Raw genomic sequence first — 21,529 nt, 5'->3', positions numbered from 1 at the left:
CTCAGGGGTTGTTTCATAAGAGTCGCGTTGAATGCAGCAATGAAGCAGGTTGGGTGCTGCGAAGTTTGACTGGCGGCAGCAAGATCTCGGTATTTCCATGATGAGAATTGCTGTAATCCCCGGGGATGGAATCGGGCCCGAGGTTATCCGCGAGGCCTTAAACGTTCTGTCGACCGTGGCCGCCGGCAGCGGCAAGGAAATCCGACCCATAGAATTCGACTACGGAGCGGAGCGCTACCTTAAGGAGGGCGTGTCCCTGCCCGGCGATGCTCTGGATCGCTTCCGTTCCGAGTTCGATGCCATTTTGATGGGAGCGCTCGGAGATCCGCGTGTTCCCGATAACAAGCATGCCATCGACATTCTATTCGGTATCCGGTTCGGACTCGATCTGTACGCCAACATACGCCCCGTCAAACTATTGGATCGTCACCTGACCCCACTGAAAAACGCCACCGAGGCCGACATAAACTTCACGGTCTTCCGCGAGAACACCGAGGACCTCTACGTCGGCATTGGAGGCATATTCAAGAGAGGGACCGCGGATGAGGTGGCGATCCAGGAGAGTATTTCGACACGGAAAGGCGTGGAACGGATTCTGGAAGCAGCATTCTCTTTTGCCGTCAAACACCGCTTGAAAAGAGTGACGATGTCCGACAAGAGCAATGCTCTGCGTTTCGGCGGCGACCTGTGGCAACGGACTTTCCATGATGTCTCGCAGCGTTATCCGGAGATTGAGCCGGAGCACATGTACATTGACGCTCTTGCCATGATGCTGATCAAGGATCCTTCGCGATTTCAGGTCATCGTCACGAGCAATATGTTCGGCGATATCATCACCGATCTGGGTGCCGAGTTGCAGGGAGGGATCGGCATGGCCGCCTCAGGCAACATACGGCCCGGAACCGTATGCATGTTCGAGCCGGTCCATGGTTCCGCACCCAGATATGCCGGCAGGAATGTCGCCAATCCGATGGGAGCAATCATGTCGACCCAGATGATGCTTGCCCATTTGGGCTGGGATGCTGAAGCGGGCGTGATCGAAACCGCCGTTCAGGAGTGTGTCAGGGCCTGCGAATGCACGGATGATCTGGGCGGCAAGCTGGGAACCAGGGAAGTCGGGGCGGCAGTCTGCCGTCGGATCAAGCAGCTTGCTTAGCTTTCCGGAGCAATAAATCTCAATGCAGAGTGCGCCGAGGCCGCAAAGCACAACATTCTTAAAACATCTCAATTCTCCGCGCCTTCTGCGTTGAGTTTTTTCGGCGGCGATGATTTTGCAATGACTATGACATTTTCCGGCAAGACGGCTATGGTCACGGGCGGCGGCCGGGGAATCGGCCGCGCCATCTGCCTGGAACTGGCCCGGCAGGGGTGTGATGTTGCGTTCAATTACGCGCACAGCGCGGAGCACGCCGAGAGTCTCCTCAACGAACTGACTGCGTTGGGGCGCAAGGCAACGGCTTATCCGGTCGATGTCACCGATTATGCTGCTGTGGAAACCATGGTCGCGAGCGCAAAGAAGCAGTTCGGACGGATTGACTGCCTGGTCAACAACGCCGGCATCATTCGCGATAAGCTGCTTCTGGCGATGAGCGAGCGCGATTGGGATGAGGTTTTGGCCACAAATCTGAAGGGAATCTTCAACTTCTCCAAACTTGTCGTCAGCGGCATGATCCGGGCGCGCTCGGGGGCGATCCTCAACATCACCTCAATCAGCGGGATCGTCGGGATGCCTGGCCAGACCAATTATGCGGCGTCCAAAGCGGGCATCATCGGTTTCACCAAGGCGCTGGCAAAGGAAGTTGCCGGCCGCAACATCACCGTGAACGCCCTGGCGCTTGGTCTGATTGCGACCGACATGACCGGATCTTTGCCCGAGGAATACAAGGCCAGAATGCTTCAGGCGATTCCGCTCGGACGTTTCGGCACGACGGAGGAGATTGCTCGCATCGCGGCCTTCCTGCTTTCTGACACTGCCCGCTACATCACCGGGCAGGTCATCCAGGTCGACGGCGGCCTCGCAATCTGACAGTCGTGAATCGTCCCTCAAAAAATGTTGGCACTTCTTCCGGCTGCACCGTTAGACTGGAGGGAGGGAAAAGAGGTTGGACGAAACAACGGTGTCCTGCGCAGACCAGGTGCTGGAGCAGCAAGTGACTGCGCATGCGGATCGGGAGGAAACTCTGACGCTCCTTTCTGCCATCCTGGGTCACGGACGCAACAGCGCCGCCGCCGAGGCATCATCGCGAAGGCTTTTGCGGCACTTCGGCACCCCCGCCGCCTTGACAATGGCTTCCATGGAAGAAATCCGCCACGGCGGGAAGGTGTCCACGCGGCAGGCAGTGGCTCTCAGGGCTGCGCTTTCGCTGGGGCGGCAGTTGTGCTCCGCGCCCTTGAAGGCGGGGCAGCGTTTCTCAAACAGCCGGGATCTGTTTCTTCGTTATCGGGCGCAATTCTTTGCGGCAACACGGGAGTATTTCGTGTCGTTGCACCTCAATTCCAAAAACCAGTTGATTCGTGAGGTCCTGGTCTCGGTCGGGAGCCTGAGCACATCCGTGGTGCACCCGCGGGAGGTCTTTTCGGCCGCGGTCCGCGACAGCACCGCCGCCCTGATATTCCTGCACAACCATCCCTCCGGCGACCCTGCCCCCAGCCGGGAGGACCGGGAATGCACCCAGCGTTTATCTCGCGCCGGAAAGATCCTGGGGATTCGCGTCCTGGATCACATCATTCTGGGACACGACGATTACTTCAGCTTTGCCGACGCCGGCCAGCTTCAGGATTCCATCGAGTAAAAGCGGCAACTGCTTCGAGTGGGATGGCGATCCTGAGACCGATCCCGGCCCCATGCGGCTCCATCGGCGCGCCCCCTCTGCCTGTGATAGAATCTTATCTGGAACCACGGGCAGCCAATGAAAGCGATCTTCTTTATGGATGTAGACACGCAGCGGGATTTGATGCTCTCCGACGGCTGCATGCATGTGCCCGGAGCAGAGCGGCTGATTCCCAAGCTGCGCCGGCTCTTCGATTTTGCAAAGACCAACGCCGTGAGCATCATTTCCTCAGTGACTGTCCGTGATCCTCATGATCCAGAATTTGCCACATCCCCGCCCTATTGTGTTCGCGGGACCGACGGCCAGCGCAAGATTGACGACACGCTTCTGCGCCATCCGCTCGTCCTTGAAAATAAGCCCGTGGATCGCAGCTTTGCGGACCTGGTGCGCAAACATCAACAGATCATTGTCGAGAAGCAGGAGTTTGATGTTTTCAGCAACCCTGCAGTCGAGAAACTGCTGCGGGTGCTGCCGCCGCACGCGATCCTTTTTGGTGTACCCACCGAGTCTGCGGTCAAACTGGCGGCGCTCGGGTTGCGTCGCCTGGGCATCAAAACGGCCCTGATTCAGAATGCCACCCTGGCGCTCGAACCACGACAGGCTGCCGGATCGGAGGCCGCGATGCGCAGTGCCGGCGTTGAGTTCATCGCGCTGGAGATTCTGCTGAGTGCGCTGACCGAGGGATGAAGTGAGCAGGACAGGCGCTGCGGCAACGCGTTTCCTATGAGCACCGGCATCTACATCCATATCCCGTTCTGCGTGTCAAAATGCAGCTATTGCTGCTTCGTTTCCAGGCCATGGGATGAGCTGCTTGCCCAGAGGTACTGGCGCGCGGTGGTGCGTGAGTTGGAGGCTTTCGGCAAAAGCTGTGCGTCAAATTGTGCGGTCGACACCGTCTACTTCGGCGGTGGCACGCCAAGCCTTCTGCCTGCGGGATACGTTGCCGGCATCCTGGGGACCTGCCGCAGTATTTTCGATGTCTCGCCGGAATGCGAATTCTCGCTGGAGGCGAACCCCGGCACGCTGACCGCAGAAAAGCTGGGCTGCTACCGTTCGCTGGGCATAAATCGCATCTCCATAGGAGCCCAGAGTTTCTCCGATCAGGAACTCGCCGCCATCGGTCGCATTCACAAGGCCGGACAGATCGGCAAGTCCTGCGCGCTTCTGAAAGCCTGCGGATTTCATAATCTGAATCTCGATCTTATCATCGGCTTGCCTGGGCAAACGGAGATCCAATGGCGGGCCAGCCTGGAGCGTGCGGTCGCGCTGGCGCCGTCCCATCTCTCCCTTTACATGCTGGAACTGGATCCGAAGGTGCCTCTCTATGACTCCGTGGCCGCGGGCCGCACCTGGATGCCGGACGAGGACACGGTCGCCGACCGGTATCTGTGGGCCATCGATTTCCTCGAGAGCCGGGGATACCCTCAATACGAGATCAGCAATTTTGCCCTCCCGGGTTGCGAATGCCGGCACAATCTGAAATACTGGCGCCGCGAACCGGTTCTGGCTTTTGGGGTGGCGGCGCACTCACATGACGGGGTGGCACGATATGCCAATGTGGCCGACCTGAGCGACTATCTGAGCGCCGTCGAGGGAGGACAATCACCCGTGCAGTGGCGTGAGCCGGCAGACCCGGCCCGAGATCTGGAGGAAACGATCTTTCTGGGCTTGCGTCTGAGACGTGGATTGGATTGGGCTCGAGTGCGCCGCAACTTCAGGACGGAACAGCTGGCAATGTGCGAAGCCACTTTGAGGGATATGGCGGGTGCAGGATTGCTGGAGTGGCACGACACGGTTGTGCGGCTGACACGCCGCGGCATGCTCTTGTCCAACGAAGTCTTCCAGAAGTTTGTGGGGGAACGGAGTCCGCATGAAGGCTAGCTGCGGGGGAAAATGATGCCAGACTCGATCATCGATATGCGGAGTGACACTGTAACCAGGCCGACGCCGGAAATGCGCGCCGCGATGGCCGCCGCCGAAGTGGGGGACGACGTCTATCTGGAAGATCCCACCGTCAATCGCTTGCAGGAGCACGCCGCGGCGATCCTGGGCAAGGAAGCAGCCTTGTTCGTTCCCAGCGGAACCATGGGGAATCAAATCGCGGTCCGGCTGCATACAAGCCCGGGGCAGGAAGTGATCACGGAAAAGCAGGGTCACATTTTTAATTACGAGCTGGCGGCCATGGCAGCCGTCAGCGGCGTGCTGGCGCGCCCGGTGTCGGCCCCTTGCGGAATTCTCAGCTGGGATCTGATCCGGGGCGCGATCGCGCCGAAAATCTACTACCGCGCGCCCACAGGACTCATCACCCTTGAAAACACGCACAACATGGCCGGTGGAACCGTCTACGATACAGAGCAGATCGACGATATTTGCCGGAAGTCCCATGAAATGGGGCTGCCGGTGCACCTGGACGGCGCGCGCGTATTTAACGCCGCCGCCGCGCTCAAGACGGATGTGGCTACCATCACCCGCTCGTGCGACTCGGTCATGTTCTGCCTGTCCAAGGGACTCGCCGCCCCGGTCGGTTCCATGCTCGTCGGTTCGTGGGACTTCATCGAGAAGGCACGGCGCATTCGCAAGATGTTGGGTGGCGGCATGCGGCAGGTGGGGGTGCTGGCAGCGGCCGGATTGATTGCCCTGGAAAAAATGCCGGCCCGGCTTCCCGAAGATCACGCTAACGCAAAACTGCTGGCGGAACTTCTCTGCGAAATCCCGAACCTCGATGTTCATCCCGAGCAGGTGCGCACCAACATAGTGGTGGTCGGCATTACACGCACCGGGCTTGACAGCAGCGGTGTCTCGGACCTGCTCAAGCGCAAAGGAGTTCTGGTGGGAACGGTCGATGAGACTGCCTTGCGGCTGCTCACGCATCTGGATGTAAACCGGGATCAGATGTATCAGGCGGCCGGTGTTTTCAAAGATGTTCTGGCGAGGTGAAGGCCATGACTACGGACTTGAAGGAAGAAACTGAGATCCTGCGCCAATCGATCCGCGACTTTGCAGAAAGCGAGATCGCCCCGCATGTCATGGAATGGGATGAAGCGCAGCGCTTCCCGACTGAGCTGGTGCCCAAGCTGGCGGAACTCGGCACGCTGGGCGCGGTTTTTCCAACCGAATTCGGCGGCAGCGGGCTTTCCTATCCCGAGTACGTTGTGCTGATCGAGGAAATCTCGCGCGTGGACGGTTCGATCGGGCTGTTCCTGGCGGCACATAACTCGCTGTGCGTCAACCACATCTACCTATGCGGCACCGAGGAGCAGAAAAAACGCTACCTTCCCGACCTGTGCACGGGCAAAAAGATCGGGGCGTGGGCTCTGACCGAGCCGGGGTCCGGCAGCGACGCCGGCAGTGCGCGTACAGCCGCGGTCCGGGATGGCGACTTCTATGTCTTGAATGGTACGAAGAATTTTATTACCAACGCGTCCTTGGCCGAGACTCACGTCCTGATGGCAATGACGGCTTCAGGGGCAGGCCATCACGGTCTCTCCGCCTTTATCATCGAGCGCGGTACGCCCGGATTTTCGATCGGCAGGAAAGAAAACAAGCTCGGCATGCGCGCCAGCGACACGTCGGGCCTCATCCTCGAGGACTGCCGGGTGCCGGCGAAGAACCTCTTGGGAAGGGAAGGAAGCGGATTCCCCGATGCCCTGAAAGTCCTGGATGGTGGCCGTATTTCCATCGCGGCCCTGGGGCTGGGAATGGCTCAGGGGGCTTACGAGCATGCTCTGAAGTACGCAAAGCAGAGGAAGCAATTCGGCAAGCCCATTGCCGATTTCGAGGCCATCCAATTCAAGCTTGCCGACATGGCGACGGAGATCGAGGCCGCACGGCAATTGACGTTGTACGCGGCCGAACTCAAACAGCGTGGCAGGCGCACCACCAAGGAATCGTCGATGGCCAAGCTTTATTCCTCTGAGGTCGCGGTGCGGGTAGCCAACGAGGCGGTACAAATCCACGGAGGATATGGATTCATCAAGGATTTTCCAGTCGAAAAGTACTATCGCGACGTGAAGCTCTGTACCATCGGCGAGGGCACGAGCGAGATTCAGCGACTGGTAATTTCCCGCCAAATACTCGAATAAGCGGCTGCCTTTGCCATGCTACAATTCCAGCTTTGAGTTTCCCCTGTGAACATGAAAATGGTTGAGAACGTCCTTGCCGGCGATTTTCGCTCCATTGCCCGTCTGATTACGCTCGTGGAGAATGGTGCGGCGGAAGCTGTGCCGTATCTGCGCGCCCTTTTCCCGCACACGGGCCGGTGTCTCTCGATCGGCGTTACCGGAGCTCCGGGCGTGGGCAAGAGCACGCTTGTCGACAGGCTCGCAGGCTTTTACCGTCACCAGGAAAAGAAGGTCGGCATCATCGCCGTGGACCCAACCAGCCCGTTCACCGGAGGGGCGATTCTGGGCGACCGAATCCGCATGCAATCGCGGTCCCTCGACACGGGAACCTTCATCCGCAGCATGGCAACACGCGGAAGCCTGGGCGGCTTGTCACGCGCAACGGCGGACGCGCTGCTGATCCTGGACGCGGCCGGTTTTGAGGTCGTGATGATTGAGACCGTCGGCGTCGGCCAGGATGAGGTCGAAGTCGCCCGTACGGCTCAGATGACGCTGGTCCTGCTTGTGCCGGGCATGGGAGACGACGTCCAGACCATGAAGGCGGGCATTATGGAGATCGGCGACATTTTCATCATCAATAAGTCGGATCACGCCGGCGTCGAGCGTACCGAAACGGAACTGAATGCATTGCTTGCCATCTCGAACAGGCCGGATGGCTGGAAACCCGCGGTGGTGAAAACGGTGGCATCGGAAGGGATGGGGATTGAGGAGTGCATCCGGGCAATCGAGTCATGGGACCAACGTCAGAAGGGCTCGCACTTGCAGCACGAGAGAGCGCTCCAGCTCCAGAAAGAGCGCCTCATGGATATAGTGCGATCCGAGATTCAGCGCAGCCTGCTGCGTGATCGCCGTACCGCCGAAAGGCTCGATCAACTCGCGCGCCTGCTGGACGAGCGCAAGATCGATCCCTATTCTGCTGCGGAGCAACTGCTGGCGCAATTGCCCGGTTCAATGTCAGGCCGCAAAGACCTCTGAGAACACCGGGGACTCGTGCAAATTGCACCGCGGTCATTGAGGTATTTTTGATTTTCAGTGTTCGGGAGTGATGATTGTTTCAAAAAGTCGATCATGTCGCGATCGCGGTGCGCTCCCTGGAGTCTGCGCTGCAAGTCTACACTGAGGAGCTTGGATTTGGCGACTGGAGCATCGAGGAAATTCCGGACCAGAAAACCCGGGTGGCCCTGCTTCCGATTGGGGAATGCCGTATCGAGTTGCTCGAAGCCACGGCGCCGGATTCGCCCGTAGCGGTTTTCATCGCCAGAAGGGGAGAGGGCCTGCACCACATCTGCTTCCAGGTGGAAAACCTGGCCGAGGAGTTGCGGAAACTCAAGGCTTCAGGTGTGCGCCTTATCGACTCGAATCCCAGGTTCGGTGCCGGGGGGCGTTTGATCGCTTTCATTCATCCGTCGAGTGCCACGGGCGTACTGATCGAACTGTCTCAACCCGGCATGTCGACCACTGTACACTCACCTTCAGAATAGGGTGCTATGGAACAAGTCAAGATTGGTATTATCGGAGGAAGCGGCCTGTACGATATGGTCGAGCTGACGGACCGCAGGGAAGTCGGGGTCCCGACACCGTTCGGCCCTCCTTCGGACAATTTCATCGTCGGCCGGCTCGCAGGCAGGAAAGTGGCTTTTCTCGCCCGCCACGGCCGAGGGCATCGGTTGCTCCCGTCGGAGCTCAATTTCCGAGCCAACCTTTACGCGATGAAACTACTCGGCATCGAGCGCATTCTCTCTGCCAGCGCAGTCGGATCTCTCAAGGAAAACCTGGCACCGCTCGACATCCTGCTGCCCGACCAGTTCATCGACCGCACGCGCGGGAGGATTTCCACGTTTTTCGGCAACGGGATCGCGGCCCATGTGACCTTTGCCAATCCCATCTGTCCCGACTTGTTCGAACAGGTGCATCGTGCGGCAGGCAAGGCAGGAATCCGCGCCGTCAAGGGTGGAACGTACGTCTGCATGGAAGGTCCGGCATTTTCGACCAGAGCGGAATCGCATCTTTACCGCAGTTGGGGGTGCGATGTCATCGGCATGACCAATCTCCAGGAGGCAAAGCTGGCCCGGGAGGCTGAGATCTGCTACGTCACCCTGGCGCTCATCACCGACTACGATTGCTGGCACGAGTCGCACGAGTCGGTCACCGTCGATATGATTGTAGCCAACCTCGTTCAGAACAGCCGCAACGCTCAAGCCATCATTGTGCAGACGGTTCGAGACCTGACTGATGTTCGCAACTGCGGTTGCGGAGAGGCGCTGAAGAACGCAATCATTACCGACAAGTCGCTGATCCCCGTAGAAACGAGGAAGAAGCTGGAGCCCATCGTCGGGAAATATATGAAGTGATGAGTTCCAGAGATCGGATCCAGCACTCATCACTTCGTTTTTAATTATCGGAGCTCTTTCGGAGGCATTGAATGGGTATTCTCGCAGTGGGTTCGGTAGCGCTCGATTCTGTGCGGACGCCCTTTGGACAGGAGCAGGAGGTCCTGGGAGGTTCTGCCACTTATTTCAGCATCGCCGCAAGCTATTTTGCGGATGTAAGTGTTGTAGCGGTCGTAGGCGAAGATTTTCCCCCGCATCACATTTCCTCCCTGCAGAAACTGGGGATCGACACCTCGGGGCTCGAGAGAAAGCCAGGCAAGACATTTCGCTGGAAGGGGGAGTACGGCTTCGATCTTAACACGGCCAAGACGTTGGACACCCAGCTCAATGTCTTCGCAGACTTCTCGCCCAATCTTCTCGGAGAACAGCGAAAGCTCGAGTTCCTCTTTCTCGGTAACATTGATCCGGACCTCCAGCGCAACGTGCTCGGGCAGATGGAGCAGCCCAGGCTGATCGCCTGCGACACCATGAATTACTGGATCGAGAACAAACCCGATTCCTTGCGCAAGATCCTGGCTCAGGTCGACATACTGCTCATCAACGATGCCGAAACCCGGCAACTGGCTCGAGAGGCCAACCTGGTGCGGGCCGCCAGGATCATCCTCGGGTGGGGACCTAAGACGCTGGTCATCAAGCGCGGAGAATTTGGCGCCTTGATGATCGACAGCAAGTCAGCGTTCGGAGCACCGGCATTTCCGCTCGAAGAGGTGATCGACCCGACGGGCGCCGGGGATTCCTTCGCCGGAGGATTCTTCGGTTACCTGGCTGCGACGCGGTCGCGCGATCAGGCAGCGCTGCGGCAGGCTGTCGTTTTCGGATCCGTTATGGCATCCTTTAATGTCAGCGAATTCGGCCCGCGTCGGCTGGCGGCTCTTACTTATGCGGAGATCGAAGCCCGCTTCCGCGAATTCCGCGAGCTCACTCATTTTGAGGACATATGACCGCTGCCTGCTGGTTTGCTATGGAAAAAGCTGTGCCGTATCCGGCGGCTTCACTCGCCCGGCGCCTGGTCACGGCGCTACTTTTGTCTGGCCTCGTTTCGGCCGCAGCCCTCGGCCAGAACCAGCAGGTGCCTACCACAAAGGACATAAAGGCTTACCAGGAGGCGATGGGCTGGTTTAAAAAAGCCGAGGCCATGATCGGAACTCCCAAGGAAAACAGCGACGAGCAGGCCGACCTTTTCCGCAAAGCAATTTCGATAAAGCCGGACCTCGTCGAGGCTCGTTTCGATCTCGGCCTTATTTATATAACCCAAAAAAAGCCAAAGGAAGCCGCCGCGGAATTTGAAGTGATCCGCAAAATCACTCCAGACTTTGAAGCAAACGGCGAGAATATCTACCAGCTTCTGGCCATGGTTTATCGCGAAGCCGGGCAAAACGACGATGCCATTGCGGTTTTAAAGGCAGGAGTGCAAAAGCAGCCCAAAGACCTGCGCATGCTTAAGGCCCTGGCATATCTCCAGATACACGGGACCGATGATACCACCGCCATTCCGGCCCTGGAGGCCATCGTTGAGGTCGATCCTAAAGACGCGGATGCGCGCCTGAATCTCGGGATCCTGTACCAGAAGCAAAACCGGCTGGACGACGCTGCCCGGAGTTACCGTTCCTCATTGGCGCTGAACCCTGCAGATTTCAATTCCCACTACAACCTCGCCCTGGCCTTGTTGCGCCAAAACAAGTACGCGGAGGCTGCAGAGGAACTGCAGGCAGCTGACAGGCTCTCACCAGGGAATGGCGAGCTGTTGGAGCGGCTGGGAGATGCTCTCTCTTCCGAGGACCAGCTCGCCAAGGCGGCGGAAGCGTATCAGGCGGCGGTCGCCAAGGTGCCGGACCGGGCGGTGCTGCTTTCCAAGCTCGCCTTCACGCTGGCGAAGCTGAAACGGGTGCCTGAGGCCGTCGCCGTATTGGAAAAATCGGTCCGTCTGGACCCTCGCAGCCCTGAGGCTTTCTATTTGCTGGGGGATCTATACTCGGAGCTGCAGAAATATGAAGACAGCGTTCTCGCTTACAACCGCTCGCTCAAACTCGATCCCAAGCAGAAGGACGTACACTACAACCTGGGAACACTCTACGCAGAAAGCAAGCACTACAAGGAAGCGCGCGCGGAACTGCAGGCTGCGATAGACCTCGATCCCGATTATGCGGCGGCATGGTCCAACCTCGCCGTCGTCTGCGAGAAACTCGAACTCGACAAGGAAGCGATTGACGCAAACGAAAAGGTCATTACCCTCGGCAAGGCGCAGGCGGCAACCTATTTTCGCTTAGGCATACTCTACGCGAAAGCCAACTCGCCGGACCCGGCCATCGCCAATTTAGCCAAGGCAATCCAGCTCGAGCCGGACAAGTACCGACAGATTCTGCGTGAGGAGCTGAAGAACGTGCACTCCGTGCTCGACTGCGTGCGCTATAAGGATGCCTTCATTGGGCTCATCAAAGATTCTGGACGCTAGATATTTGATTTTTCGAATCAGGGAAACCAGAGCTTGCCAAATCCAAAATCATTTATTGGGTTCTTTTGGCATTTCTGCTCAAAAATGCGCGCAGATCGGCAGGTGATAGGCTGTACAAATCGGGGGTTCCCTCCAGCTGGTTTCTCCAGCGCCTATGTCCCCAGAGCCAGGTTTCGGGCTGTTCGCGGATAATGCCTTCGATGATCCGGTTGAACACCCGGGTATTGGCTAATATGTCGCGGTTGGTATCTCCGGTACGAATCAGCTCGACGGGCGGAAGAAACTTGATGATATAGCCTCCGGAAGGCTTCGGGGAGAGATAGCCCGGCAAGACTGCGGCCTCCGTCCGCAGCGCCAGCAGTGCGATACTGGTCGAGGTGGCGGCAGGAAGACCGAAAATGTCCGCCAGAACCCCCTCATTCAGGCTTGTATTCTGATCCATCAGGATGCCCACGGCCCCTCCCGCTTTAAGCTTTTCCAGAATCTGTCGTGCTGAGTTCCTCTTGTAAATCACGTGATTGCCGGCCAACTGCCTGATCTTGAATAGGTATGCCTCCAGGGGTAGGTTGTCGAGCGGCCGGGTCACGAAGCTCAGAGGGTACCCGTGCAGGGCGTGGGCGGTGGGAAGCAATTCCCATGCGCTGAAGTGCCCTGTCAGGTAGAGTATTCCTTTTCCCAGGGCACGCGCCTTCTCAAAATTGTTCAGGCCGAAGTGAGGATCATACTGGACGAGGTTGAAGATTTTCTCGTGGGTAAGCCCAGGCATGCGGCTGACTTCGAGAAGATTCCGCGCCGTGTGCTGGAAGCTTCGGCGGGCTATCCTGTCATGCTCGCGCGCAGACAACTCGGGGAATGCAATCGTCAAGTTAACACGTGCTACGCGCCGGTGCACGGCATCGAGGCCATAGGTCAAAGAAGCGAGTGCATCCAAAAGAGAGATCGCGGCTGAACGGGGCAGGATCCGGACCGCGCTGAGCGCGAAGCGGGACATCAGGTATACCAGATAGGATTCCAATTTGTGGTTTCCCTGAGCGATGCTATACTCTCGACGCTACCACCGAAAAGGCTCAAAATTGCACGGAATGCCGGTTTACGGCCGGAGCCGATGTCATGATCTCAAGTTTTCCGTTTTGGCGCTGCTGCAGGCTTCTGTTTCCCGTATTGCTGCTGACGGCGCTCCCCATGCCGGCGGGGTACAAAGTGCATCCGTGGAAACCGCGCGCGATCGAATCATACCCGTCGAAGCTTACCAGCGAAGGAATCACGATCGCGGTGGATCCGTTCTTTTCCGATGCGCTCGCGGCGCAGTTTTTCGACAAGAACGACATGGTGGCACGCGGGATTATGCCGTTGGCTGTCATTATTTTCAATAGCAACAACTTCCCCGTGGAAGTGGAAGGCAATGCCATCGAGTTGCTCCAGGACGAGGATCACATTCGAACCCTTTCACCCGCCGAGGCCGTGCATCGGCTTTTTGCAACCAAACCCAAGGCTATTCGCCCTCCGATACCGGGAATCCCCCCAATCAAGATCAGCAACAGCAACGAGGATGCCGTTCTCGATTTCAGGTACAAATTCCTGGGGGTCAAAAGAATTGAAGCGCACGATACCCGCGGTGGCTTCCTCTATCTGCCCATCAGCAATCCAGCAAACCTGAGGAAGAGCCTGGCAGATGCCAAAGTGTACATTCCGAACATTTATCGGGGGGACAACGGCGCCAGTATGATGTTTTTTGAAATCGACCTCAAAGCAGCCATCGACGCCGCACCGCGAAAATGACCCGATCCCGTTCCCGGGAACTCCTTTTCGATCCACCCTATGACAAGATTCTGAGCGGAATCCTTTCCTTTGGCACCCTTGCCGAGACCGAAGAAACGCTCGCCCGCCTTGAGAATTTGCGTCAACGTTTTCTAGCAGCAAGCGATAAGAAGGGTGTGGGGTGTTGCCGGCGTCTGGGAGCTCTTGGACGCCAGCGCGCGGAGATGATCGCTCGCAACCGGCGCGTCAAACCGGAGAAGCGGGCCGAGAAGGCGGAGGCGGCCCTCTGGTTCCGGATTTGGCTGGAAACCCCGGAGCTGTTCGGGGATTGGCTCGCCCTGCGAAAGAAGACGGAGGACTTCCTCAGGTTCACGCGGTAACAGTTGCTCGGGAATGAGTTGCATATGGTTGTGGATGCGAAGGGACGCATAGGACAGGATTCGGTTCTGGACGCTCTTCGTTCCGAGCTCGTGGGTGGGACAGGAATCCTCTCCTCTTGGATCTCCCACCTGCAGGAGAAGGAAGGCATTGAAGTCCTTTTCGAGTTTGAGACATGGCTCAGAGGGTTGTGCGCGTTCTTCAATTGCAGGCACCTGCCGCTGAGTGAAACGGAGAAATCTGCTCTCGTCACGCGTAACTTTGCACCAGAAATCCACATCGTCCGCCTGGCCCTGCAGGAATGCGAACGCTGCGCGCTCCAGCTGTGCGCGTTGGGGCAGGACGCCACTGTGGAGTTGGATGCATCGGTTGAAACTCCGGCTTACAGGACGGGCGCCCTGGTTTCCCAGGTCGGCAAGTTGCTCGAACAGTCTACCCCGATGGAGAGCTTGGCCTGCCTGCTTGAGTCCCTCAATGATCTGAAGGCTATGGTGGATGCCCTCAACGACCCCTTGCACCAGGATTTTCCCTTGTTTCTGAGCATTGGCAGGGCATTCCAGCGGGATCTGCGCAACTGTCGTTACATCGACATGCTGCTCGGCCAACGCTTTCGCCTGCAGTATGACCGGATCGACAATACCATTTTGAGCGGTGTCCTACACTCAATTCCCGAGGAACACCTGCGCCGTAATGTATCGCTGGCTCTCCTCTACCTACACCGGTTCTTGCGGTATCTGAAGCTGGTCTCCGCGGCACTGAACGAAGACCGGCCGCTGCGCAGGTTTCTTGTTGTCTTCTCGCTGCTGCACGAGCAAGCGGACTCGCTGTGCGATTTCCTTAAGTCGCGATTCCTTAAGGAACGGCGTGGTAATCCGAAGCAGCGCAACGCTGCCGACCTGATTCTACATTCACTGCGGATGGAGACACAGCGCGCATTCGATCGGGAGCTCATTTGGTTTTCATCGGAGAAGGATGCCGCAATAATCTTCACAAAGGTCGAAAACAGCCATGGGTTGCTGCGCAATTGCTACCAGAGCTGCATCGTCACACTGGTCCAGGCCTTCGACGAGAACGTAGACGGCAAGGCGTTGTTTCCGTCGATGCTCGAAGGTCTTCAACAGGGCCAGAAACTGAGGAAAGATCTGTGGGATCTGAGGCGCGACCTCAAGGCGGAGCTGGAAAAAACGTCGGGCCTGGACCTCAGCCGGATGCTGGACCGGATCGGGCAATTTCGAGAGTCATCGCTGCGTTACCTGATGTACCAGGACTGGGGCGAGTTCGAGCATTTTTCGGAAGCGCTGATCACATCCGGAAACGAGGCGGAAGTCAGGGTTTTGCTGCGCAAGTTCGTGGGCTTTCTGGAAGTCCTGATGCAGGAAGTTTCCAAGCGCAGCATCCTGCGGGATTCGGTGGCAGCCGCCGATTTGACGAAGGCACCGGGACCTGGCGTGAGTTGAATCCGTAGTCTGGTGATATCAGCGGAAGTCTCCGTTTGAGGGAAGTGTTTGAATCAGGATTGGTGTTTTAGTAGCATTGGGCGAAGCAGGAATCTGCGCATCGCCCGCTATCTAGGATCCCTTAAATCCCGGACTTAACGTGTATGAAAGCGAGCTACAAAAGACTGTTTCTCTGGTCCTCTCTCGGAAGCATCGCCGTGGGTGCCGCCGTCACGCTTGCGCGCCGGCATAGGCGAGTCGCAGGCCCGCCGCTTGCCTGCAGGAAGATTCCCCGGGTGTGTGACGGGATTCATTTATGGACGGAGCGGTTCGAGGTCGACGAGGGAGGCAGGCGGTGTTTTGCGCGTGATCGATATTATCTGCAACCCACTCATTTCAAAGTCTGGAGTGTTCTGGATCTGAGCTTTCAAGGCGCACCGGGGAGATCTGACTCCGAAGGCGCTGCTATTTACCACGTGGCTCACCTGAGGTTGCTGGAAAAGGGCGATGAGAACGAAGCTCAAGAGGAAGCGCATTTGTTGGACCGCTTTTACGGCATCATTACGGTAATCGACGCGGCGGGAAGGTCCTGCGGCACAAACTCCATCGCGCGGGGAGGCACGATCGCAATCAGGAAATGCTACGTAGGCGGCACCTGCAATGGGGTGGAATCCGGCGAAATTCATCATTCGCTCGGCCGGATTCTCAACTACCGTATCGAAATTGCTCCGGTCGAAATTCCTCCTCGGGATACCTCTCAGGGCACGACCGCTCCCTTTGCCAGCCGGGCAAAATAGAAATTCAACTCGCCGTTACCTGCTTCGACTTGCACTGCCTGGTTGCGGCCTGACATGTCATTCTCGGCGATCAGATTGGCCAGCGGAAACTCCAGATACTCCCTGACGGCCCGGCGCAGCGGACGTGCCCCGTAGCGCAGGTTGGTCCCCTTTTCAATCAGGAATCGCTTGGCCGATTCCGATAGCGACATGTGAATGCCCGCCATTGCGACTCTCGCTCGGGTCTCAGCCAGAAACTTCTCCAGGATTGCCATCAGGTCTTCGTACTTGAGCGGGTTGAAGGTGACAATCTCATCGATGCGGTTGATGAACTCCGGGCTGAAGAAGTTCTCCACCGCTCCCAGACATGCAGACCGGATTCTTGCGTCCGCGGCGTCGGCATCCATCTCCTGAAGCCTTCTCGGGGGAGGTCCAAAACCCATGACCTCGTTCTTCGTGATGTTGTCAATCTCCTTGGCACAGACGTTGCTGGTCATCATGACGAAGCAGTTCTTGAAACTCAGATCAACGCCTCGGCCGGTCGTTAGCTCGCCCCGCTCGAGGATCTGCAGCAAGAGGTCAAACAGGGCGCGATCCGCCTTTTCAAGCTCCTCAAAGATCACGATCGTGAGACGTTTTTCCAGCTTGTCCTGGGTCAGAAATGGCGCCTGATCATGCCCGACATACCCCGGAGGTGCGCCGACAAGTTTGGCCACGTCATGCGGGTTCTTAAACTCCGTGCAATTGACGGAAACGACGTCACCTTCCTCGCCGTGTAGGATCTTCGCCAGCGAACGGCCAATCTGGCTCTTCCCGGTTCCTGTGGGCCCCAAAAACAGGAATGTTCCTAGCGGTCGGCGTGGATCACAGATCCCAAGGTCGGCCACCACGACAGTTCGCACGACGGCGTCAACAGCCTCGTCCTGGCCAATGATTTCTCTTTGCAACTGCTCCCTCAGCTCCTTGGCCTTGAGCATGAATCCTCCTTTCGGATCCCCTACACGCCCCTACCCGTTATAGATAAGTTTAGCCACGCGAAGTTTCTTATGTGCTGCCTGAAAACAATACCGTATGGCTCACCGGGAAAATCCGGCAACTTCCTAGGATTTCACCTAGTTGCCCCGAGGCGATCATGCTAAGAAGCGGGCGTCTTACGCACTGCTCATGAATTGTGTTAACCTTACGAGCTATCTCGTAGCGGCACCGATCGACGGAGGATGATCGAATGGCTGAAACGCTCTTGACGAATCTTCCAGGGACCCGGGATGTTCTCCCGGCGGAAATCTCCTCATGGCACCTGGTCGAGCAGAAGGCCAGAAACATCTTTTCTCGCTATGGCTTCCAGGAAATCCGCACTCCGCTGCTTGAGGCGACCGAACTCTTTGCGCGCAGCATCGGCGGGGAGACCGACATTGTCGGGAAGGAAATGTACACCTTTGAAGATCAGAGCGGCAAATCCGTGAGCCTGCGCCCGGAGGCCACTGCTTCCACCGTGCGTGCTTACCTCCAGCACTCCATGCACCGGGGCGTCGGAGTGACCAAGCTCTACTACCTGGGCCCGATGTTCCGGCACGAGAAGAAACAGAAGGGACGGTGGCGGCAGTTCTATCAGATCGGCGCCGAGGCCCTCGGTTCAGAGCACCCCGCGATCGAGGCGGAAGTCATCGAAATGATGCTGTTATTTCTGGACTCGCTTGAAGTTCAATCGCGACTGCTCATCAACTCGGTCGGCGACGCCAATTGCCGGCCGCAATATATCGAGACGCTGCGCCGAGAGCTGCACCGCCATCAGGCTGACCTCTGCGAGGATTGCCGCCGCCGTACTGAAGTCAATCCTCTCAGGGTGCTGGACTGCAAGGTGGCTGCCTGCCAGCCCGTCATCAACACTCTGCCCATGATCGCTGACCACCTTTGCGAGGATTGCTCCCGGCATTTCGAGCTGGTCAAGAGCCATCTGCAGGAGGCAGGAATCTCCTACGAGATCGTTCCCCGGCTGGTACGCGGCCTCGACTATTATGTAAAGACTGCATTCGAAATCGTGAGCGGCGAGTTGGGGGCGCAGAATGCGCTCGTTGGCGGCGGCCGCTATGACGGGCTTGCCGAGGTGCTGGGCGGGCCGCGAGTCCCCGGCTTCGGATTTGCGATGGGGCTCGACCGACTGGTGATGATTCTGCCCGAGCATGTGAGTGCCGGCGGAAAACACCCGCCCGAACTCTTCCTGGCTCACCTGGGGGAGGCGGCCTTCAGGAGGGCGATTTTGACGGCACGAACGCTTCGGCACCAGGGATTCGCCTGTCACCTGGAGTTCACGGGAGGCAGCCTGAAAAGTCAGTTGCGGCAAGCGGATCGTGCCGGCGCGCGCGCTGTGCTCATCATCGGAGAGGACGAGCTGGCACGTGACCGCTATGTGATCAGGCGGATGCAAGACTCGACTCAGCAGGAGGTCTCGCTGGACGAGCTCGAGGGATACCTTCGAGCGCAGCGTGCGCCCGGCAACTGAGCGTTTGCGACTTAGCCCTTCGCCTCAATCACAGAGGGAGACATGAGCAGAATCCGGGTCCTGCCCGAAATCCTGGCCAACAAGATCGCAGCGGGCGAGATTGTTGAGCGCCCGGCGTCGGTCGTCAAGGAGCTTCTGGAAAACTCACTGGATGCCGGCGCCCGTGCGCTCCACCTTTCCGTGGAAGCCGGCGGCAAGAAGCGCATTGTTGTGCGGGACGACGGAGAAGGCATGACTCAGGACGACGCCATTCTCGCATTCGAACACCATGCCACCAGCAAACTGCAGAGCGCCGATGACCTGGCGGCGATCGCCACGCTGGGTTTCCGGGGTGAGGCGCTCCCATCGATCGCATCGATTTCACGGCTTACACTGCGGACCCGACACGAGGCCGAGCCTGATTCGGCGCCGGGGACTGAAGTGGAAGTTCACGGCGGCACAATGCGGTCAGTCAAGGCGATCCCGTGGGACAGAGGCACGGAGGTCGCGGTCCGCGACTTGTTTTTCAACCTGCCGGCCCGGCGCAAGTTTCTGCGTGCCCACGACACGGAGCTCGGGCACATCACACGGCTGGTCACCCATTACGCCCTTGCCCGGCCGGAGCTTCGTTTCACGCTGGAAAGCGAAGGACGCAAACTGATTGATGTGGTTCCCGTGCCTTCCGTACGCGAGAGGGCTTATCAGCTTTTCGGCGACAGTTTCCTGAAGAATCTGGTCGAGATTTCCGGGCGGGCCGGGGATGTGGCGATCCACGGTTTTGCGTCACAGCCGCATGAACAGAAGACAAATCCGTACTCGCAGTTCTTCTATGTAAACCGGCGCATGGTACGGGACAAAGTGATGACGAGCGCGGTGCGTCAAGCATACCTCAACAGCATCCCGTCTTCCGCCTATCCTGTTGTGCTTCTCTTCGTCGAGTTGCCCTACGACCAGATTGACGTCAACGTGCATCCGGCCAAGACCGAAGTCCGCTTCAGGGATCAGAGCCTTGTACACGACCTGATCCGCGAAAGCATCCTGCGCGCCCTGGTGGGAACCAGATCCATTCCCGTCTACGAGCATCACGGCTCGGCGAACTGGCCCCACGCCGGGATCGTCCCGGGCGGCGCCGCTATGGCCGGCGATCCGGACGGTGGCCATGCGGGGCCGTTCGATTTCAGTCCCCCTGCGTTTGCGCCCGATCCCTTTCAGCGGGCATTCAACTATCCCTTGCGCGAGGTCCCGCAGATTCCTCCGATTCCGCTCGCTGACCACCACACACTGAGAATGCGTCCCGAGCTGCTGCTGGGCGCGCCGCCGGACTCTGCCCGCGAGATCTTCCACCCGGTGGGAGTGCGCATTCTGGGACAGATTCAGGAAAGCTACATCATTGCATGCGATCGCGACGGCCTGCTGATCATCGATCAACACGTGGCGCATGAACGCGTGCTCTACGAGAAGATCGCCCTGGCCATGAGTCGAAATGCCGTGGAGACCCAGGGGCTACTCGTTCCCGTGACCATCGAACTGGCGCCGCACCAGGCTGCGTTGCTGGACCGCGCACTGCCGGAGTTGAACAGGAACGGCTTTCAGGTCGAAGGATTCGGGAGCAACACAGTACTGGTGCGCTCGGTGCCCGCGGTCGCCCGTGAACTCGATTGTCAGAAGCTGCTGTCTGAAATCGTCGAAGGGCTGGAGATGGAGGAGCGGACCCTGGACGTGGAGCGGATCAAAGACCGGATCGCCGTGAGCATGGCTTGCCGGGCGGCAATCAAAGTGCACATGCCGCTGACGATCGAGAAGATGCAGTGGCTGTTGGATGAGCTGGGGCAGACGCAAATTCCGACCAATTGTCCGCACGGAAGACCCATCATCCTGCGCTTCAGTCTGTATGAGATCGAACGCAACTTTGGCCGCGCCTGAAAACACCCGGCCACGACCCAAGAGGCCGCCAAAATACAATCTGTCAAGACCCAGGAGCTTTTCAAGCTCTTTGTGGTTTGCGCCTGTATTTCAGCACGACTCAACGGCGCCCATGCGGCGGAACTTCTGGTAGCGTTGCTCGCAGAGCTCGGAGCCGCACATTCTGAGGAGGGATTCGAGGGCCGGTTTCAGACTTGAATCAAGGGCCTCGGCGGACTGGTCATAGTTGGTATGAGCCCCGCCGGCGGGCTCGGGGATTATCTCGTCGATGAATCCGAAGGACAGCAGATTCTGGGCGGTGAGCTTGAGGGCTTCAGCCGCTGCCGCGACATGATCCTGGTCCTTCCAGAGGATCGCGGAGCACCCCTCGGGCGAGATGACCGTGTAGATGGCGTTTTCCATCATCACGATGTAGTTTCCGACCGCAATCCCCAGGGCTCCACCGCTGCCGCCTTCGCCGATGATGCACACCAGGACCGGCACCTGCAGCCGGGCCATTTCGCGCAGATTGAAAGCGATGGCTTCAGCTTGGCCGCGTTCCTCTGCGCCGATGCTGGGATAGGCTCCCGGGGTATCCACAAAGCTGATAATCGGGCGCGCGAACTTCTCGGCGAGCTTCATGGCCCGCAACGCCTTGCGATATCCCTCCGGCTGCGCACAACCGAAATTTCGATACTGCCTTTGCTTGAGATCGCGCCCCTTCTGCTGTCCCACCAGCATCACCGGAATGCCGTGGTAGCGGGCCATTCCGGTAACCATGGTCGCATCGTCGCCGAAACGCCGGTCGCCGTGAATCTCGGAGAATCCTTCGAACAGACGTTCCACATAGTCCAGAGTGTAAGGACGCAGCTCGTGGCGCGCCAGCTGGGTGCGCTGCCACGCGGCACCGATCTCGGACTTCTCCTTGCGCAGGCGCTCGACCTCAGCGCGCAGTTCGTCAATTTCCACCTGATACGACTTCTCTTCGTCCATCCGACCCTTCCCC

Annotated in this window: 21 protein-coding genes; 18 read left to right on the top strand and 3 right to left on the bottom strand. The window is 58.4% G+C overall.

Annotated elements, in window-relative coordinates:
- The first annotated feature begins 97 nt into the window (after nt 1-97).
- The 12 genes from LAP85_05625 to LAP85_05570 all read left to right on the top strand — a co-directional run bounded on the left by LAP85_05625 (nt 98) and on the right by LAP85_05570 (nt 11,794).
- Nucleotides 98-1,156 carry a 3-isopropylmalate dehydrogenase gene (locus LAP85_05625; GenBank protein ID MBZ5495862.1) on the top strand — a complete coding sequence of 353 codons (1,059 nt, stop codon included), beginning with the start codon at nt 98-100 and terminating at the stop codon, nt 1,154-1,156.
- Nucleotides 1,157-1,282: 126 nt separating this feature from the next.
- Nucleotides 1,283-2,026: a 3-oxoacyl-[acyl-carrier-protein] reductase gene (gene fabG, locus LAP85_05620; protein MBZ5495861.1), complete on the top strand. Its 744-nt coding sequence runs from the start codon at nt 1,283-1,285 to the stop codon at nt 2,024-2,026.
- Nucleotides 2,027-2,102: 76 nt separating this feature from the next.
- A complete protein-coding gene (gene radC, locus LAP85_05615; protein ID MBZ5495860.1) occupies nt 2,103-2,792 on the top strand; it encodes a DNA repair protein RadC in 690 nt (229 codons plus the stop codon).
- Between the two features lie 117 nt (nt 2,793-2,909).
- Nucleotides 2,910-3,518 carry an isochorismatase family protein gene (locus tag LAP85_05610; protein MBZ5495859.1) on the top strand — a complete coding sequence of 203 codons (609 nt, stop codon included), beginning with the start codon at nt 2,910-2,912 and terminating at the stop codon, nt 3,516-3,518.
- A gap of 36 nt (nt 3,519-3,554) precedes the next feature.
- Complete coding sequence (gene hemW, locus LAP85_05605) at nt 3,555-4,712, top strand: radical SAM family heme chaperone HemW (GenBank protein MBZ5495858.1); 1,158 nt, start codon at nt 3,555-3,557, stop codon at nt 4,710-4,712.
- A gap of 15 nt (nt 4,713-4,727) precedes the next feature.
- Nucleotides 4,728-5,768: an aminotransferase class I/II-fold pyridoxal phosphate-dependent enzyme gene (locus tag LAP85_05600; protein ID MBZ5495857.1), complete on the top strand. Its 1,041-nt coding sequence runs from the start codon at nt 4,728-4,730 to the stop codon at nt 5,766-5,768.
- A 5-nt stretch (nt 5,769-5,773) separates the two neighbouring features.
- The gene (locus LAP85_05595) at nt 5,774-6,913 is read left to right on the top strand and encodes an acyl-CoA dehydrogenase (GenBank protein ID MBZ5495856.1); all 1,140 of its coding nucleotides are present in this window, start codon (nt 5,774-5,776) and stop codon (nt 6,911-6,913) included.
- Nucleotides 6,914-6,964: 51 nt separating this feature from the next.
- Nucleotides 6,965-7,927 (top strand): methylmalonyl Co-A mutase-associated GTPase MeaB, encoded by a 963-nt coding sequence (gene meaB / locus LAP85_05590; GenBank protein ID MBZ5495855.1) that lies wholly within the window; start codon nt 6,965-6,967, stop codon nt 7,925-7,927.
- Nucleotides 7,928-8,001: 74 nt separating this feature from the next.
- Nucleotides 8,002-8,433: a methylmalonyl-CoA epimerase gene (mce, locus tag LAP85_05585; GenBank protein ID MBZ5495854.1), complete on the top strand. Its 432-nt coding sequence runs from the start codon at nt 8,002-8,004 to the stop codon at nt 8,431-8,433.
- A 6-nt stretch (nt 8,434-8,439) separates the two neighbouring features.
- Nucleotides 8,440-9,303, top strand: a complete 864-nt coding sequence (gene mtnP, locus LAP85_05580; GenBank protein ID MBZ5495853.1) for an S-methyl-5'-thioadenosine phosphorylase — start codon at nt 8,440-8,442, stop codon at nt 9,301-9,303.
- A 71-nt stretch (nt 9,304-9,374) separates the two neighbouring features.
- The gene (locus LAP85_05575) at nt 9,375-10,283 is read left to right on the top strand and encodes a sugar kinase (protein MBZ5495852.1); all 909 of its coding nucleotides are present in this window, start codon (nt 9,375-9,377) and stop codon (nt 10,281-10,283) included.
- Nucleotides 10,280-11,794 (top strand): tetratricopeptide repeat protein, encoded by a 1,515-nt coding sequence (locus LAP85_05570; protein MBZ5495851.1) that lies wholly within the window; start codon nt 10,280-10,282, stop codon nt 11,792-11,794. The genes LAP85_05575 and LAP85_05570 overlap by 4 nt, the downstream gene beginning before the upstream one ends.
- Nucleotides 11,795-11,846: 52 nt before the next feature.
- Here the strand turns inward: LAP85_05570 and LAP85_05565 are convergent, their stop codons facing one another.
- Complete coding sequence (locus LAP85_05565) at nt 11,847-12,809, bottom strand: lysophospholipid acyltransferase family protein (protein MBZ5495850.1); 963 nt, start codon at nt 12,807-12,809, stop codon at nt 11,847-11,849.
- 95 nt (nt 12,810-12,904) lie between these two features.
- On the opposite strand from LAP85_05565, the gene LAP85_05560 reads away from it, so the two are divergent.
- The 4 genes from LAP85_05560 to LAP85_05545 all read left to right on the top strand — a co-directional run bounded on the left by LAP85_05560 (nt 12,905) and on the right by LAP85_05545 (nt 16,163).
- On the top strand, nt 12,905-13,573 hold the full coding sequence (locus LAP85_05560) for a hypothetical protein (protein MBZ5495849.1): 669 nt from the start codon (nt 12,905-12,907) through the stop codon (nt 13,571-13,573).
- The gene (locus tag LAP85_05555) at nt 13,570-13,932 is read left to right on the top strand and encodes a hypothetical protein (GenBank protein ID MBZ5495848.1); all 363 of its coding nucleotides are present in this window, start codon (nt 13,570-13,572) and stop codon (nt 13,930-13,932) included. The genes LAP85_05560 and LAP85_05555 overlap by 4 nt, the downstream gene beginning before the upstream one ends.
- 24 nt (nt 13,933-13,956) lie before the next feature.
- Nucleotides 13,957-15,387 (top strand): hypothetical protein, encoded by a 1,431-nt coding sequence (locus tag LAP85_05550; protein MBZ5495847.1) that lies wholly within the window; start codon nt 13,957-13,959, stop codon nt 15,385-15,387.
- Nucleotides 15,388-15,530: 143 nt separating this feature from the next.
- Nucleotides 15,531-16,163, top strand: a complete 633-nt coding sequence (locus tag LAP85_05545; GenBank protein MBZ5495846.1) for a hypothetical protein — start codon at nt 15,531-15,533, stop codon at nt 16,161-16,163.
- Here LAP85_05545 and LAP85_05540 read toward each other — a convergent pair.
- Nucleotides 16,124-17,119, bottom strand: coding sequence for an AAA family ATPase (locus tag LAP85_05540; GenBank protein MBZ5495845.1), 996 nt, complete (start codon nt 17,117-17,119; stop codon nt 16,124-16,126). The genes LAP85_05545 and LAP85_05540 overlap by 40 nt on opposite strands.
- Before the next feature lie 248 nt (nt 17,120-17,367).
- On the opposite strand from LAP85_05540, the gene hisS reads away from it, so the two are divergent.
- Both hisS and mutL read left to right on the top strand, forming a co-directional pair.
- Entirely contained in the window at nt 17,368-18,642 is a 1,275-nt protein-coding gene (gene hisS, locus LAP85_05535) for a histidine--tRNA ligase (GenBank protein MBZ5495844.1), read from the top strand.
- Between the two features lie 42 nt (nt 18,643-18,684).
- A complete protein-coding gene (gene mutL, locus LAP85_05530) occupies nt 18,685-20,544 on the top strand; it encodes a DNA mismatch repair endonuclease MutL (GenBank protein MBZ5495843.1) in 1,860 nt (619 codons plus the stop codon).
- Between the two features lie 90 nt (nt 20,545-20,634).
- Here the strand turns inward: mutL and LAP85_05525 are convergent, their stop codons facing one another.
- Nucleotides 20,635-21,516, bottom strand: coding sequence for an acetyl-CoA carboxylase carboxyltransferase subunit alpha (locus LAP85_05525; GenBank protein ID MBZ5495842.1), 882 nt, complete (start codon nt 21,514-21,516; stop codon nt 20,635-20,637).
- Nucleotides 21,517-21,529: the final 13 nt, after the last annotated feature.

The sequence above is a fragment of the Terriglobia bacterium genome (assembly GCA_020072565.1).
Taxonomy (GTDB): domain Bacteria; phylum Acidobacteriota; class UBA6911; order UBA6911; family UBA6911; genus JAFNAG01.
Note: the sequence above shows the minus strand (reverse complement) of the source record. Positions and strands in the feature narration are given on the sequence as shown.

Excerpts from the sequence above, each read along its gene's own strand:
- LAP85_05625 (MBZ5495862.1), top strand. The coding sequence starts at position 98 with ATGATGAGAATTGCTGTAATCCCCGGGGATGGAATCGGGCCCGAGGTT.
- fabG (MBZ5495861.1), top strand. The coding sequence starts at position 1,283 with ATGACATTTTCCGGCAAGACGGCTATGGTCACGGGCGGCGGCCGGGGA.
- LAP85_05610 (MBZ5495859.1), top strand. The coding sequence starts at position 2,910 with ATGAAAGCGATCTTCTTTATGGATGTAGACACGCAGCGGGATTTGATG.
- hemW (MBZ5495858.1), top strand. The coding sequence starts at position 3,555 with ATGAGCACCGGCATCTACATCCATATCCCGTTCTGCGTGTCAAAATGC.
- LAP85_05600 (MBZ5495857.1), top strand. The coding sequence starts at position 4,728 with ATGCCAGACTCGATCATCGATATGCGGAGTGACACTGTAACCAGGCCG.
- LAP85_05595 (MBZ5495856.1), top strand. The coding sequence starts at position 5,774 with ATGACTACGGACTTGAAGGAAGAAACTGAGATCCTGCGCCAATCGATC.
- meaB (MBZ5495855.1), top strand. The coding sequence starts at position 6,965 with ATGAAAATGGTTGAGAACGTCCTTGCCGGCGATTTTCGCTCCATTGCC.
- mtnP (MBZ5495853.1), top strand. The coding sequence starts at position 8,440 with ATGGAACAAGTCAAGATTGGTATTATCGGAGGAAGCGGCCTGTACGAT.
- LAP85_05575 (MBZ5495852.1), top strand. The coding sequence starts at position 9,375 with ATGGGTATTCTCGCAGTGGGTTCGGTAGCGCTCGATTCTGTGCGGACG.
- LAP85_05570 (MBZ5495851.1), top strand. The coding sequence starts at position 10,280 with ATGACCGCTGCCTGCTGGTTTGCTATGGAAAAAGCTGTGCCGTATCCG.
- LAP85_05560 (MBZ5495849.1), top strand. The coding sequence starts at position 12,905 with ATGATCTCAAGTTTTCCGTTTTGGCGCTGCTGCAGGCTTCTGTTTCCC.
- LAP85_05555 (MBZ5495848.1), top strand. The coding sequence starts at position 13,570 with ATGACCCGATCCCGTTCCCGGGAACTCCTTTTCGATCCACCCTATGAC.
- LAP85_05550 (MBZ5495847.1), top strand. The coding sequence starts at position 13,957 with ATGGTTGTGGATGCGAAGGGACGCATAGGACAGGATTCGGTTCTGGAC.
- LAP85_05545 (MBZ5495846.1), top strand. The coding sequence starts at position 15,531 with ATGAAAGCGAGCTACAAAAGACTGTTTCTCTGGTCCTCTCTCGGAAGC.
- LAP85_05540 (MBZ5495845.1), bottom strand. The coding sequence starts at position 17,119 with ATGCTCAAGGCCAAGGAGCTGAGGGAGCAGTTGCAAAGAGAAATCATT.
- hisS (MBZ5495844.1), top strand. The coding sequence starts at position 17,368 with ATGGCTGAAACGCTCTTGACGAATCTTCCAGGGACCCGGGATGTTCTC.
- mutL (MBZ5495843.1), top strand. The coding sequence starts at position 18,685 with ATGAGCAGAATCCGGGTCCTGCCCGAAATCCTGGCCAACAAGATCGCA.
- LAP85_05525 (MBZ5495842.1), bottom strand. The coding sequence starts at position 21,516 with ATGGACGAAGAGAAGTCGTATCAGGTGGAAATTGACGAACTGCGCGCT.